The organism is Pseudoxanthomonas spadix (assembly GCF_003703395.1).
GTDB lineage: Bacteria > Pseudomonadota > Gammaproteobacteria > Xanthomonadales > Xanthomonadaceae > Pseudoxanthomonas_A > Pseudoxanthomonas_A spadix.
The window spans coordinates 243,525-256,176 of the sequence record NZ_RDQN01000003.1; the positions used below are offsets into that span (position 1 = coordinate 243,525).

The following is a 12,652-nucleotide window of genomic DNA, read 5'->3' on the forward strand; positions in this document are numbered from 1 at the left end:
GGCGCCGCTTTGATGCCGGACTGCGGAACCTGGAGGCGATCTACAAAGAGGAAGTGGACGCCTGGGCTTTGTACGATAACGCGGGGCGAGGAGCCCGCCCTGCTTGACTGGAGCCAGAAGTGATGAACCCGCGCGATATTTCCCAGGCCAGCGATCCGGATCTGCGTGCTTCGCTGACGGCGTTGCGCCGTGCAGCCGCTTTGGCACGCAAGACGGCGATCCAGACCGGCACCGACCTGATCGTGGTGCGTGACGGCCAAACAGTGCGGATTTCCGCCGATACCCTGCGCAGCCAGACCAAGACCGACAGGGATTCGGCACCATGACCGAAAACGACCAGAAACAACTCGGCAAGACCCTGTGGGCCGTCGCCGATCAACTGCGCGGCACCATGGACGCGGACGACTTCCGCGACTACATGCTCTCGTTCCTGTTCCTGCGCTACCTCTCGGACAACTACGAAGCGGCGGCTCGGAAGGAGCTGGGATCGGACTACCCGGACCCCAACGCCATCGGCAATGCCGGCAAGACGCCGCTGTCGGTCTGGTATGCAGAAAACGCCGCCGATGTGGCTGCATTCGAGCAGCAGATGCGACGCAAGGCGCACTATGTCATCGAGCCGGATTTCCTCTGGAACCATATCGTCCATCTGGCCAAGACTCAGCACGGCGACCTGTTGACGACGTTGCAGCGCGGTTTCAAGTACATCGAGGAACAGTCGTTCGAGAGCAAGTTCCAGGGCCTGTTTTCGGAGATCAACCTCGCCTCTGACAAGCTCGGACGCAATTACTCCGACCGCAACGCCAAACTGTGCGCCATCATCAGCGAGATCGCGCGTGGCATGGCGCGATTCTCCACCGACAGCGACACGCTGGGCGATGCCTACGAATACCTGATCGGCCAGTTCGCGGCAGGCAGCGGCAAGAAGGCGGGCGAGTTCTACACCCCGCAGCAGATCTCCAACATCCTCTCGGCCATCGTCACCCTGGACAGCCAGGAGCCAAAGACCGGCACGCGCAGCAAGCTGGACAGCGTGTTCGATTTCGCCTGCGGCTCGGGCTCGCTGCTGCTCAACGTGCGCCACCGCATGACCGCCGCCGGCGGCAGCATCGGCCGCATCTACGGGCAGGAATCCAACATCACCACCTACAACCTGGCGCGCATGAACATGCTGCTGCACGGGGTGAAGGACACCGAGTTCGAGATTTACCACGGCGACACGCTGAAGAACGACTGGGACTGGCTGCGCGAAACCAATCCGGCGAAGAAGCCGCAGTTTGATGCCGTGGTGGCCAATCCGCCTTTCAGCTACCGCTGGGAACCCAAAGACGAGGCAAGCCAGGATCCGCGATTCAAGAATTACGGCGTGGCGCCCAAGAGTGCGGCCGACTTTGCCTTTCTGCTGCACGGGCTGCACTACCTCAAGGACGACGGCGTCATGGCCATCATCCTGCCGCACGGCGTGCTGTTCCGCGGTGGCAAGGAGGCAGACATCCGCACCAAGCTGCTCACCGACGGGCACATCGACACGGTGATCGGCCTGCCGCCGAACCTGTTCTACTCCACCGGCATTCCCGTCTGCATCCTGGTGCTGAAGAAGTGCAAGAAGCCGGACGACGTGCTGTTCATCAACGCCGCCGAGCACTTCACCAAGGGCAAACGGCAGAACCAGCTGGGCGACAGCGACATCGCCAGGATCGTCGAGACCTACCAGCAACGGCCTGAAGAGCCGATCGAGCGGTACGCGCGCCGCGTGTCCATGCAGGAGATCATCGACAACGACTACAACCTCAATATCTCGCGCTACGTCAGCACTGCCGGTTCGGAAGCGGACATCGATTTGGCCGCGACCCATGCCGAGCTGGTGAAACTTGATGGCGAACTGCGCGCCGCCAAAAACAGGCACAACGCGTTTCTGCAAGAGCTTGGCTTGCCGCTGCTGCCATGAGCGGCTGCTTCAGCGTGCCCGGGCATCTGTTGCGATATGCAGCAGCAGCGCGAAGAGAACAAGGCTGGCGGATCAGCCGAGCGGAAATTTCTCGCACGGATCGTGAGCATGTGCCACACTTAATTTCGGTGGGCACGATAGAGGGCGATGTGGCAATACATCCTTCAAACAACGAAGTCCAGGTCGGCGCGCAAGGGCGATTGGTCATTCCCGCCGCGCTGCGCAAGGCGCTGCACCTGAAGCCGGGGGATCGGCTGATCGCCCGGCAAGAGGGCGAAAGGCTGGTCCTGGAGCGGCGCGAGGCGATCGAGAAACGGCTCCAGGATCGGTTTCGCCACATTCCCAAAGAGGTCAGTCTGGTGGATGAGCTGATCGCCGAGCGTCGCGCCGAGGCAGCGAAGGAGGCGGCGGAGGGGTGACGCTGGTCCTTGATGCATCAAGTTTGCTGGCGTTTCTGCACGACGAGCCAGGGGCCGACCGGGTCTGGTCGGCATTGGCGGGCGCCATGGTCTGCGCGGTGAACTGGTCGGAAGTCGTGCAGAAATCCCTGCGCCGTCAGGTCGATATCGCCGGGATGCGGCAGGAATTCGCGGAGGCGGGCGTCATCTTCATGCCGTTCACGCAGGAGCAGGCCGAAATCGCCGCCCTGTTGTGGGATAAAACACGTCACCACGGCCTGTCGCTGGCTGATCGCGCTTGTCTGGCGCTGGCGATGGAACGCCAACGACCCATTCTTACCGCGGACCGGGCCTGGTCCGGGCTGAGCCTGGGCCTGGATATCCAGCTCATCCGCTAAAGAGGGACCATGGCAAAAAAGCACCAGCGAAGCTGCGTTTGAAACCGCCAGTCCGGCGGGTGCATCGGGTCACGTTGCGCTGCCGGGATGGCGATATCATCGCCCTGGAGAGCAGGTGATCCACCTGCCGGGCTGTGCAGATTCCCGGCGGCAAGCTCTCTTCGAGGAAGACCGCTCATGGAAAAGAAAAATCAGTGGCACGTCGGCTACTGGATCTTCGCCTTCGTGTTCCTGCTGATGCTGCAGAACTACTGGCAAGTGGCCAAAACGGTCGAATCGGTGCCGTACAGCGAATTCGAGAAGGCGCTGGACGAAGGGCGCATCGCCGAGGTGCTGGTGTCCGACCGCACCGTCACCGGCCGCCTGAAATCGCCCGACAGCCAGGGCAAGACCACCATCGTCGCCACCCGGGTCGAACCTGACCTGGCCGATCGCCTGTCCAGGTACGACGTGCGCTACGCCCGCGTGGTGGAAAACACCTGGCTGCGGGACATCCTGTCGTGGATCCTGCCTGCGGTGGCGTTCTTCGGCGTCTGGTTCTTCCTGTTCCGCCGCTTTGCCGACAAGCAGGGCATGGGGGGCTTTTTGAGCATCGGCAAGAGCCGGGCCAAGGTCTTCGTGGAGAAGAACACCGGCGTCACCTTCGCCGATGTCGCCGGCGTGGACGAAGCCAAGGCCGAACTGGTGGAGATCGTCGATTTCCTCAAACACCCGCAGGACTATGGCCGCCTGGGGGCGCGGATCCCCAAGGGCGTGCTGCTGGTGGGTCCGCCCGGCACCGGCAAGACGCTGCTGGCCAAGGCGGTCGCCGGTGAGGCCGGGGTGCCGTTCTTTTCCATCTCCGGCTCGGAGTTCATCGAGATGTTCGTCGGGGTGGGCGCCGCGCGCGTGCGCGACCTGTTCGAACAGGCCCGCGGTCAGGCCCCGGCCATCATCTTCATCGACGAGCTCGACGCGCTCGGCCGCGCGCGCGGTGCCGGCGGGCCGATGGGCGGGCATGATGAGCGCGAGCAGACGCTCAACCAGTTGCTCACCGAAATGGACGGGTTCGACGGCTCGGTGGGGGTCATCATCCTGGCCGCCACCAACCGTCCGGAAATCCTCGACCAGGCGCTGTTGCGCGCCGGTCGTTTCGACCGCCAGGTGCTGGTGGACCGGCCCGACAAGAAGGGCCGCCGGGACATCCTCAAGGTCCATGTCAAGAAGATCACCCTGGCCAGCGAGGTCGATCTTGAACAGGTCGCAGCGCTGACCACCGGCTTTTCCGGCGCGGATCTTGCCAACCTGGTCAACGAAGCGGCGTTGGCCGCGACCCGGCGCAAGGCGCAGGCCGTCGAGCTGCAGGACTTCACCACCGCCATCGAGCGCATCGTGGCCGGCCTGGAAAAGAAGAGCCGGGTGCTCAACCCCAAGGAGCGCGAAACGGTGGCCTATCACGAGATGGGCCACGCGCTGGTGGCGCTGTCGCTGCCGGGCACCGACCCGGTGCACAAGATCTCGATCATCCCGCGCGGTATCGGCGCGCTGGGCTACACGCTGCAGCGCCCCACCGAAGACCGATTTCTGATGACGCGTGCCGATCTGGAAAACAAGATCGCGGTGCTGCTGGGCGGGCGCGCCGCGGAGAAGCTGGTGTTCGGCGAGCTCTCCACCGGGGCTGCAGACGATCTGGCGCGGGCCACCGACATCGCCCGCGACATGATCACCCGCTTCGGCATGGACGAGGGACTTGGCTATGTCGCCTACGAGGCGCAGCGGCCGCGCTTCCTCGACGCGCCCGAGCTGGCGCACGGCGGCTTGCAAGTGGCCGAATCGACCCAGGCGCGCATCGACCAGGCCATCCGCGAGATCGTGATGGGCGTGTTCGCGCGTGCATACCGGATCCTGGAGACCAATCGCGCGGTGCTGGAGCGCTGCGCGCGCGAGCTGCTGGTGCGGGAAACCCTGGACGAAAACGACATCCGCCAGCTGACTCAGGGGCTGCAGCGCCAAGCCGCGGAAGCGACCGTCTCCGCGGCGGGTTGAACCCTCCCGGGAAGGGCTGAACGACATGACCTGACGTGAGCTCGGTGTGCCGATGATCGTGGCATCCACGATCGTGCCCCGCGCGGAGTTCGACGCCGTTGCCGAAGCTGGGTATGCCGGCATCATCGCTCGGGGCGACGTGCGGGAGAACCGGCTTGCAGGGCCAACCAGCCAGGTGCCTGGTGACGCGGCAACAATGGCGGCATCGAGCTGGCCAGAGGCGGGCAGGGATCTGGCGCGGATCGCCGATCACCTGCAGCGCCATGAGGCCGCGCATGTGCTGCCCGGTGGCCGAGATCACCCAGGCGATCAGCATGCCAGACACCAATCCTTGTTGGCGCCTGGTCAGCGGGCACGAGCGTGAGTTGGTAATCGGTCCAGATGCGTGCTGCTACCGGGCGCTGTACGGGTACGTGGTCCGGATCGACACGGTGCCCGTGCTGGCAGTGCGCGCACAGCGCGAGGCGGGTTTGGTCGGCCCATGATCACATCGATGCGCACGCTCCGGGCCCCGATGCTTGCGCGCACTGCCGGTCTTCGGGTATCAAATCCTCCGTACCGCCGGGGGCAGCGGCCACAAGGAACAGGGGAAACCCATGGCAGGTCTGAAGAACGTGCGCCAGCGGCGCACCGACGCATTGACGAGGGTGTCGTGGCAGCAGTTCGAAACGCTGCTGGCCGATTACTACCGCGCGCAGGGTTACACCGTTGAGCATGTCGGCACCGGTTTGTCGGGTGCGGAAAGCGACGGCGGCATCGACCTGAAGCTACGTCGTGATGGCCGCTATGTGGTCGTGCAGTGCAAACACTGGAACGCCAAGCAGGTCACCCACAACCCGATGCATGAGCTGCTCGGCGTGATGCTCACTGAAGGGGCGACCGGCGCCATCCTGGTGACCAGTGGCGAGTTCACGCGCGCAGCCTGGGAGAAAGCCCAGGCGTTGCCGCAGATCACGCTGATCGATGGCCAGGCCGCGCGGGAGATGCTGGGCCCGCTGTTGGACGAGCCGGGGTCACCCACTGTGCCGGCCCCGGCCCCGTCGCGCGCCGATCAGCCCATGGCGCGGCGTCAGCATGTGGTGCCTGCTACCAGCGCGCCGATGGCCCATCGGCTGATCGAGAACGCAGCTTCGCGCCTGATTTGTGCGGCTGAAGACCGCATTCGCTATGGCGGCCGTTCACGTCGTTCGCGCCGGCGTAGTTCCGGTCCGCTGACATCCCTGCTGGGTGCATTCGGCGCCAAGCTGCTCGTCGCGGCCTTCGGTTTGATCGTGATGCTGGTCTGCATCCAGGTGTTCCTGAGCCAGATGCACAAGACCGTCGCGGGCATTGGCCCGCAAAGTGCGCAGGGCGCGCAGCGTGTCGCGCCCAGCCAGCGTCCCATGGCGTTACAGGTGGCTGCTACACCGCTACAGCGATCAACCGAGGCGACACTGGCCGCCCCGCCCCGGCAGGTAGACCAGATCCCGCAGATGTCCATCGGCAATACGATGAGCAAGAACGAACAGGAAGAGTGGAAGCGCAAGAACGCAGAATCGATGCGAATCCTTGAGGCGACCACGCCTGAGCTTTAAGTCCGGCCATAACCAGGACGAACCCGCTGGCCAACCTGGCGATGAAGGCTTCGGACAACGCGATCACTTACAACGACGACCTCGGCGATGCCTCCACCCAGGTGGAAATCCCGGCGTATGCGATCCAGACGCTGGTGTATTGAAACGATGCGCATCGGCGCTGGGTTGAAGCACAGCGCCTGCCGAGGCCAGGCTCAGGCCGGCCAGTGGATCGGCGCCAGCCCGTCCAGCTGCGGGCGGGCGAACAGGTAGCCCTGCTGCAGGTCGATGCCCAGATCCTGCAGCGCGCGCGATTCGTCGGCGGTCTCGATGCCTTCGGCGATGACCGCGATGCCCAGCTCCAGGGCCAGCGCGGCCCCGTGGCGGGCGATGGCCTGGCGCTTGCGGTCTTGGTCGATGCCGCGCACCAGGTGCATGTCCAGCTTCAGCAGGTCCGGGGTGAAGTCGGCCAGCAGGTTCAGGCCCGAGTAGCCGGCGCCGAAGTCGTCGATGGCCGTCTTCAGGCCGACGTCGCGGTAGGTGCGCAGGATGTCCAGCAGGTGGGCCGGGTCGCGCATGACCTCCTGCTCGGTCACTTCGAACAGGATCGAGGACAGCGGCCAGCCGTGCTGGGTGGCCGCCGCCACGGTCGCGCGCAGGCAGTGCGCCGGGTTGTAGACCGCGTTGGGCATGAAGTTGATCGACAGCAGCGCCGGCAGTGCCAGCGCGGCGGCCTGCTCGATCGCCCTGACCCGGCAGGCCTGGTCGAAGGCGTAGCGGTTGTCGGCGGTCACCTGGGCCAGCACCTGGGCAGCACCTTCGCCATGGGCCCCGCGCACCAGCGCTTCGTGGGCAAAGACCACGCGGCTGGAGACCGCGACGATGGGCTGGAAGGCCATCGTGATGTCCAGGGAAAGCGCATCCCCATCGCGGCAGGCGCGACAGACGGGAATCGAGGGCATGGGTTGTGGCGCGTGGTGATGGGAACTGATTTCATTATCGGCAGCGGAGGCGAGAATCTTGAGTGAAGCCGGGGGCCGCGGCCGGCGTCGGACGTGAACGCGGGTCGCGCAGTCTGTGCGCGAGAGCCGCAATGGCAACGTGCCGATCTTGGCGCTTGCCTGATGCACCTGGCCTGCCGTCTCAGGTGCTGAGATGGGCATGGGCCAGGGTTGCGCGATGAGAGCCGTTCCATGACCCGCCGCGCCGGCAGCGCCGATCTTCCCCTGCATGGCGGGCGCGTGCCGGCGTGGCTGGGACAGCGGATGACCCGGCTGGGGGCGGTGATGTGCCAGGCCATCGTTCACAGCTACGGGCGCGACGAACTGCTGCGCCGGCTGGCCCATCCGTTCTGGTTCCAGTCCCTTGGTGCGGTGATGGGGATGGACTGGCATTCCTCGGGGATCACCACCAGCGTGATCGGCGCGCTCAAGCGCGGGCTGGCGCCGCTGTCGGGCGAACTGGGGATTCATGTCTGCGGCGGCCGCGGCCGGCATTCGCGCGCCACGCCTGAGGAGCTGCTGGCGGTGGGCGAACGCACCGGCGTGGATGGCGCGGCACTGGCGCGCGCCAGCCGGCTGGTGGCCAAGGTGGACAGCGCCGCGGTGCAGGATGGGTTCGATCTGTATCTGCATGGCTTCATCGTCAGCGACGAAGGCCGCTGGGTGGTGGTGCAGCAGGGCATGAACACCGCCAGCAGGCAGGCGCGCCGCTATCACTGGCTGTCGGAGGGGCTGAAGGATTTCGTCGATGCCCCGCATGCGGCGATCGATGGGCCGCGCCAGGGCAACATCGTCAACCTGGCCGACCGGCGTGCGGCCGGCGCGCGCGCGGCGCAGGTGGAACTGCTGCAGGCGCTGGGCCCGCAGGAAATCGCGCGCGAATATGCGCACCTGGCCACGCCCTCGGCCGCTGCGAGCAGGCGCGCCGCGCGGGCGCGGGCCAAGGCGGCGGTGCCGGTCACCGGCGACCTGTTCGCCATGCCAGCCGCTTGGCCCGAGCCACAGGCGTGGGACCCGGCCGTACAGCCGCATCTGTCGCTGCCTGATCATCACGACGTGCGCGCGCAGGACATCGTGCTGCGCCGCCTGCATGGCAGCCTGGCCGCCGCGGCCGAACAGGGCCCGAAAGACTTCGCGCAACTGCTGCAGGTGCCCGGGGTCGGTGCGCGCACCGTGCGCGCGCTGGCCATGGTGGCCGAAGTGCTGCACGGCACGCCGTGCCGGTTCAGCGATCCGGCGCGTTTCTCGCTGGCCCATGGCGGCAAGGACCGGCATCCGTTTCCGGTGCCGACCGCGGTGCTGGACCACACCATCGGCGTGCTCAGGACCGCCGTGCAGCAGGCCAGGCTGGGCAACGAGGAAAAGCTCGCGGCGATCGCGCGGCTGGATGCGCAGGCGCGCCAGCTGGAAGCGCACGCCGGCGGACCGTCGCTGGATGCCTACCTGGACCAGGAGCGGCGCCAGTCGCATCGCTATGGCGGGCGCAGCGTGTTCGGCTGGGAGCCGGCGCCGGACGAGGCGGCGCGGGCGCCGTGCCCAGCAGACCTTGCACGAGGTGCTGGAGGGTGACCGCGCTGGACATCGACCCTGGCGACCGGCTGCCGCCGGCGATCCCGCGCCGGTACGGCCTGGCCTGACATTAGCCGGTGTCGGCGATCGGATTGATCGGGGCGGCGTGCCGGTGCGGCTCACGTGGCGCCAAGGGCGCTTGCGCGAACATTTCTCCTTCCTTGCTGTTGCCCACCGGTTCCGTTGAAACCCGAACGCCTGCTCCCGCTCATCGTCGCCACGGCCCTGTTCATCGAGAACATGGATTCCACCGCCATCGCGACCTCGTTGCCGGCCATGGCCGCGGATCTGGCGGTGGAGCCAGTGGAACTGAAGATGGCGCTGACCGCCTACCTGCTGGCGCTGGCGGTGTTCATCCCGGTCAGCGGCTGGGTGGCGGACCGGTTTGGTGCGCGGCCCACCTTCATGAGCGCGATCGGGGTGTTTCTGCTGGGCTCGCTGGGCTGCGCGGTGTCCACTTCGCTGGAATGGCTGGTGCTGGCGCGCTTCATCCAGGGCATGGGCGGGGCGATGATGGTGCCGGTGGGCCGGCTGGTGCTGCTGCGCAGCGTGGCCAAGGCCGACCTGGTGCGCGCCTTGAGCTGGCTGACGATCCCGGCGCTGCTGGGGCCGATCCTGGGGCCCTTGCTGGGCGGGCTGATCACCACCTACAGCCACTGGCGTTTCATCTTCCTGATCAATCTGCCGATTGGGGCGCTGGGCATCTGGCTGGCGTGGAAGTACATCCCGCTGCTCAAGGGCGAGGTCAAGCCGCTGGACTGGACCGGCTTCGTGCTGTCCGGTGCGGGCCTGGCGCTGTCGATGTTCGGCCTGGCCACGCTGGGCCGGCACATGGTCGGCACCTGGACCGCCGTGGCGTGCGTGGCCGCCGGCGTGGCGATCCTGGCAGCCTACGTGCGGCACGCGCGGCGATATCGGCATCCGCTGATCGACCTGGGACTGCTGAAGCTGCCGACCTATCGCATCGGCGTGATCGGCGGCTCGCTGTTTCGCATCGGCATCGGCGCGATCCCGTTCCTGCTGCCGCTGATGCTGCAGCTGGGCTTCGGTCTGAATCCGCTGCAGTCCGGCGCGGTGACCTTTACTTCGGCCGCCGGGGCCATGTTCATGAAGACCCTCGCCGCGCGCATTCTCAAGCGCTTCGGCTTTCGCAGGGTGCTGGTGTTCAACGCGGTGGCCGCCTCGCTGATGCTGTGCACCTATGGCTTGTTCCGGCCCGGGACGCCGTACCTGCTGATGGTCGCGATCCTGCTGGTCAGCGGCTGCTTCCGTTCGCTGCAGTTCACCAGCCTCAACGCGATCATCTATTCGGAGGTGGACCAGGCGCGGATGGGCCAGGCCACCAGCCTGGCGGCGATGATCCAGCAGGTCTCGCTGGCCCTGGGCGTCACCGTCGGCGGCCATGCGCTGAGCCTGGCCAGCCTGGCCACCGGGCAGGCCACCGGCGCACCGATCAACTTCACCTTCGCCTTCCTCACCATCGGCCTGATTTCGGCCAGTTCGGTCTACACGATGAGCAAGCTGGCGCCCGATGCCGGCGCCGAGATGGCCGGGCGCGCCCAGCCTGGCGGTGAGATCACCGATCCCAAGCCGATGGCGCGGCCGGGGACCTGAGCTGGAAGAGAAGCAGCGGTGCAGGCCCGGCGCGACAGGGATCTCGCCAGTGCAAGGCGTCGATCAGCGGCGATAGTGCGCCGCGGCTTCGTGCACCTGGCTGCCCGGCTTGGGCTTGAGGTGGACCCGCAACCAGTCGGCGAATTGGGCTTGGCCCAGGGAGCCGTCGGCCAGCCCTAGATAGACCGGATAAAGCGTCAGGTCATCGGCATCCAGCTCCACATCATTGAGCAGCAGGAAGGTTTCGCAGACGACCGCTGCGGTGCGCTTGTTGCCGTCCACGAAAGGATGGTTGCGGGCCAGCCCGAACGCCAGGCTGGCTGCCAGCGCGGCAATGTCGGGGGGCGGGTCGCCATAGGCGAACAGTTGCTGCGGCCGTGCCAGGGCGGAGTCGAGCAGGGCATCATCGCGCACGCCGCTGGCGCCGCCATGCTCGGCCAATTGTCGATCATGAATGGCCAGGGCCAAGGCACGACTGATCCAGACGATCATGGTGTCACCCTACTGCGCGAGCTTGTTCAGCAAGGTGCGGCGATTGCGCATCACCTGCTCGGCCAATTCCATCTGCCGGGCCAGTTCCGGATCGAATACGGTCAGCTTGATCCCGTCCGGCGTCTCCAGCGCATACAACTCGTCGCCCTTGCCCAGGCGCAGCCGCGCCAGCAGGTCCTTGGGCAGGATGACGCCTGCGGAATTGCCGATGGTGGTGATCTTGAGCTTCATGGCAGCGGCCTGTTGGTTATAACGGATGTTATACGGACCAACTATAAACCGCCCGTGCCTGCGGCGCAAAGCAGGTGGGCCGGCACGGATCTCGCCGCGTGCGACCGAATAGGTGTACAAATGTACACCCATGGACACCTTGCCCCCCAAACGCGCGGCCGTGCTGGCCTTCCTGCAGCAACAGGCTGCGCTCGGTCACGCGCCCAGCCTGGCCGAGATCGCCGCCGCCTTTGGTTTTTCCTCGCGCAATGCTGCCCAGAAGCATGTCCAGGCGCTGGCCCAGGCCGGGCTGATCCACCTGCAGGCCGGCCAGCGCCGTGGCATCCGCTTGCCGGGCGCTGGGCGCCGGGCGGCGCTGCTGTCGCTGCCGGTGCTGGGCCGGGTCGCCGCCGGCGTGCCGATCGGCGCGGACATCGGCCTGGACCAGCAGCTGCTGCTCGATGCCGGCGTGTTCTCGCTGTGCCCGGATTACCTGCTCAGGGTGCAGGGCGATTCGATGATCGACGACGGCATCCTCGATGGCGACCTGGTCGGGGTGCATCGCAGCGCCGAGGCGCGCGACGGGCAGATCGTGGTGGCGCGGGTCGAGGGCGAGCTGACCATCAAGCGCCTGGAGCGCGGCCAGCGCCAGATCCGCCTGTTGCCGCGCAACCCGGCCCATGCGCCGATCGTGGTGCCGGCCGGCGCGGACTTCGCCATCGAAGGCCTGTACTGCGGCCTGGTCCGGCAGGGCTGAGCGATGGCCCCGGTGCCACCTCGGGCAGCGTCTGCCGTGCCGGCCCAGGCCATGGCGCTGGAGGACCTGCTGGCCGCGCGCACGGTTTGGCGGGCAGGGCGCGGCGGCGCAATCCAGCATGCGGGTGAAGCCAGCGGCCATGCCGCATTGGACGCGCTGCTGCCCACCGCCGGCTGGCCGCGCAAGGCGCTGACCGAACTGCTGCTGCCGGCCGATGGCATCGGCGAGATCACGCTGCTGCTGCCGGCGCTGGCGCGGATGACCGCCGCCGGCGGGCGGGTGGCGCTGGTCGCACCGCCGTACATCCCCTACGCGCCGGCCTGGCAGGGCGGCGGCATCGACCTGGCGCAGCTGGAGGTCATCGAAGCCGCGCCGCGCGATGCGCTGTGGGCGTTCGAACAATGCCTGCGCAGCGGAGCCTTCGCGGCGGTGCTGGGCTGGCCGCAGACGGCCGACGAACGCGCGCTGCGGCGCCTGCAGGTGGCGGCCGACAGCGGCCACTGCTGTGGCTTCGCCCTGCGCGATGCACGCCATGCGATCAATGCCTCGCCCGCGGCGCTGCGCCTGGAATATCGCAGCCAGACCGGCGCCTGGCACGTGCGCAAATGCCGCGGCGCGCAGGTGCCCTCGCAGCCCTTGCGGCTGGTCCATTGAGGCCCGGCCATGGCATCGCACCCTTCACTGCCG

14 protein-coding genes are annotated in these 12,652 nt (G+C 66.9%); 11 read left to right on the plus strand and 3 right to left on the minus strand.

Annotated features, from left to right (window positions below; genetic code table 11):
- Positions 1-122 precede the first annotated feature (122 nt).
- The 7 genes from D9R12_RS06325 (at position 123) to D9R12_RS06355 (ending at position 6,343) form a co-directional block, all read left to right on the plus strand.
- Positions 123-326 carry a hypothetical protein gene (locus D9R12_RS06325; protein ID WP_122229124.1) on the plus strand — a complete coding sequence of 68 codons (204 nt, stop codon included), beginning with the start codon at positions 123-125 and terminating at the stop codon, positions 324-326.
- A complete protein-coding gene (locus D9R12_RS06330) occupies positions 323-1,948 on the plus strand; it encodes a type I restriction-modification system subunit M (protein ID WP_122229126.1) in 1,626 nt (541 codons plus the stop codon). Before D9R12_RS06325 ends, D9R12_RS06330 begins: the two co-directional genes overlap by 4 nt.
- On the plus strand, positions 1,945-2,367 hold the full coding sequence (locus D9R12_RS15895; RefSeq protein ID WP_210538799.1) for an AbrB/MazE/SpoVT family DNA-binding domain-containing protein: 423 nt from the start codon (positions 1,945-1,947) through the stop codon (positions 2,365-2,367). Before D9R12_RS06330 ends, D9R12_RS15895 begins: the two co-directional genes overlap by 4 nt.
- Positions 2,364-2,744, plus strand: a complete 381-nt coding sequence (locus D9R12_RS06340) for a type II toxin-antitoxin system VapC family toxin (protein WP_122229128.1) — start codon at positions 2,364-2,366, stop codon at positions 2,742-2,744. The genes D9R12_RS15895 and D9R12_RS06340 overlap by 4 nt, the downstream gene beginning before the upstream one ends.
- A 177-nt stretch (positions 2,745-2,921) precedes the next feature.
- Positions 2,922-4,769 (plus strand): ATP-dependent zinc metalloprotease FtsH, encoded by a 1,848-nt coding sequence (ftsH, locus tag D9R12_RS06345; RefSeq protein WP_122229130.1) that lies wholly within the window; start codon positions 2,922-2,924, stop codon positions 4,767-4,769.
- A gap of 287 nt (positions 4,770-5,056) precedes the next feature.
- Positions 5,057-5,254, plus strand: a complete 198-nt coding sequence (locus tag D9R12_RS06350; RefSeq protein ID WP_244671808.1) for a type II toxin-antitoxin system RelE/ParE family toxin — start codon at positions 5,057-5,059, stop codon at positions 5,252-5,254.
- A gap of 111 nt (positions 5,255-5,365) precedes the next feature.
- Positions 5,366-6,343: a restriction endonuclease gene (locus tag D9R12_RS06355; protein WP_147475054.1), complete on the plus strand. Its 978-nt coding sequence runs from the start codon at positions 5,366-5,368 to the stop codon at positions 6,341-6,343.
- A 194-nt stretch (positions 6,344-6,537) separates the two neighbouring features.
- Here D9R12_RS06355 and D9R12_RS06360 read toward each other — a convergent pair whose 3' ends face one another.
- Complete coding sequence (locus D9R12_RS06360) at positions 6,538-7,284, minus strand: EAL domain-containing protein (protein WP_014160277.1); 747 nt, start codon at positions 7,282-7,284, stop codon at positions 6,538-6,540.
- A 231-nt stretch (positions 7,285-7,515) separates the two neighbouring features.
- Here D9R12_RS06360 and D9R12_RS06365 point away from each other — a divergent pair, with 231 nt between their 5' ends.
- Both D9R12_RS06365 and D9R12_RS06370 read left to right on the plus strand, forming a co-directional pair.
- Positions 7,516-8,892, plus strand: coding sequence for a DUF763 domain-containing protein (locus tag D9R12_RS06365; protein ID WP_122229134.1), 1,377 nt, complete (start codon positions 7,516-7,518; stop codon positions 8,890-8,892).
- Between the two features lie 183 nt (positions 8,893-9,075).
- The gene (locus D9R12_RS06370) at positions 9,076-10,506 is read left to right on the plus strand and encodes an MFS transporter (protein ID WP_122229136.1); all 1,431 of its coding nucleotides are present in this window, start codon (positions 9,076-9,078) and stop codon (positions 10,504-10,506) included.
- A gap of 63 nt (positions 10,507-10,569) precedes the next feature.
- Here D9R12_RS06370 and D9R12_RS06375 read toward each other — a convergent pair whose 3' ends face one another.
- Complete coding sequence (locus tag D9R12_RS06375) at positions 10,570-10,998, minus strand: type II toxin-antitoxin system death-on-curing family toxin (RefSeq protein ID WP_122229138.1); 429 nt, start codon at positions 10,996-10,998, stop codon at positions 10,570-10,572.
- 9 nt (positions 10,999-11,007) lie between these two features.
- Positions 11,008-11,229, minus strand: coding sequence for an AbrB/MazE/SpoVT family DNA-binding domain-containing protein (locus D9R12_RS06380; RefSeq protein ID WP_122229140.1), 222 nt, complete (start codon positions 11,227-11,229; stop codon positions 11,008-11,010).
- A gap of 130 nt (positions 11,230-11,359) precedes the next feature.
- Here D9R12_RS06380 and lexA point away from each other — a divergent pair, with 130 nt between their 5' ends.
- A complete protein-coding gene (gene lexA, locus D9R12_RS06385) occupies positions 11,360-11,965 on the plus strand; it encodes a transcriptional repressor LexA (RefSeq protein ID WP_122229142.1) in 606 nt (201 codons plus the stop codon).
- A gap of 51 nt (positions 11,966-12,016) precedes the next feature.
- Positions 12,017-12,619: a translesion DNA synthesis-associated protein ImuA gene (imuA, locus tag D9R12_RS06390; protein WP_122229430.1), complete on the plus strand. Its 603-nt coding sequence runs from the start codon at positions 12,017-12,019 to the stop codon at positions 12,617-12,619.
- The last annotated feature ends 33 nt before the right edge of the window (positions 12,620-12,652 follow it).

Coding starts and splice junctions, on each gene's coding strand:
- D9R12_RS06380 (WP_122229140.1), bottom strand. CDS start 11,229: ATGAAGCTCAAGATCACCACCATCGGCAATTCCGCAGGCGTCATCCTG.
- D9R12_RS06375 (WP_122229138.1), bottom strand. CDS start 10,998: ATGATCGTCTGGATCAGTCGTGCCTTGGCCCTGGCCATTCATGATCGA.
- lexA (WP_122229142.1), top strand. CDS start 11,360: ATGGACACCTTGCCCCCCAAACGCGCGGCCGTGCTGGCCTTCCTGCAG.
- D9R12_RS06360 (WP_014160277.1), bottom strand. CDS start 7,284: ATGCCCTCGATTCCCGTCTGTCGCGCCTGCCGCGATGGGGATGCGCTT.
- D9R12_RS06355 (WP_147475054.1), top strand. CDS start 5,366: ATGGCAGGTCTGAAGAACGTGCGCCAGCGGCGCACCGACGCATTGACG.
- imuA (WP_122229430.1), top strand. CDS start 12,017: ATGGCGCTGGAGGACCTGCTGGCCGCGCGCACGGTTTGGCGGGCAGGG.
- D9R12_RS06365 (WP_122229134.1), top strand. CDS start 7,516: ATGACCCGCCGCGCCGGCAGCGCCGATCTTCCCCTGCATGGCGGGCGC.
- D9R12_RS06325 (WP_122229124.1), top strand. CDS start 123: ATGAACCCGCGCGATATTTCCCAGGCCAGCGATCCGGATCTGCGTGCT.
- D9R12_RS06330 (WP_122229126.1), top strand. CDS start 323: ATGACCGAAAACGACCAGAAACAACTCGGCAAGACCCTGTGGGCCGTC.
- ftsH (WP_122229130.1), top strand. CDS start 2,922: ATGGAAAAGAAAAATCAGTGGCACGTCGGCTACTGGATCTTCGCCTTC.
- D9R12_RS15895 (WP_210538799.1), top strand. CDS start 1,945: ATGAGCGGCTGCTTCAGCGTGCCCGGGCATCTGTTGCGATATGCAGCA.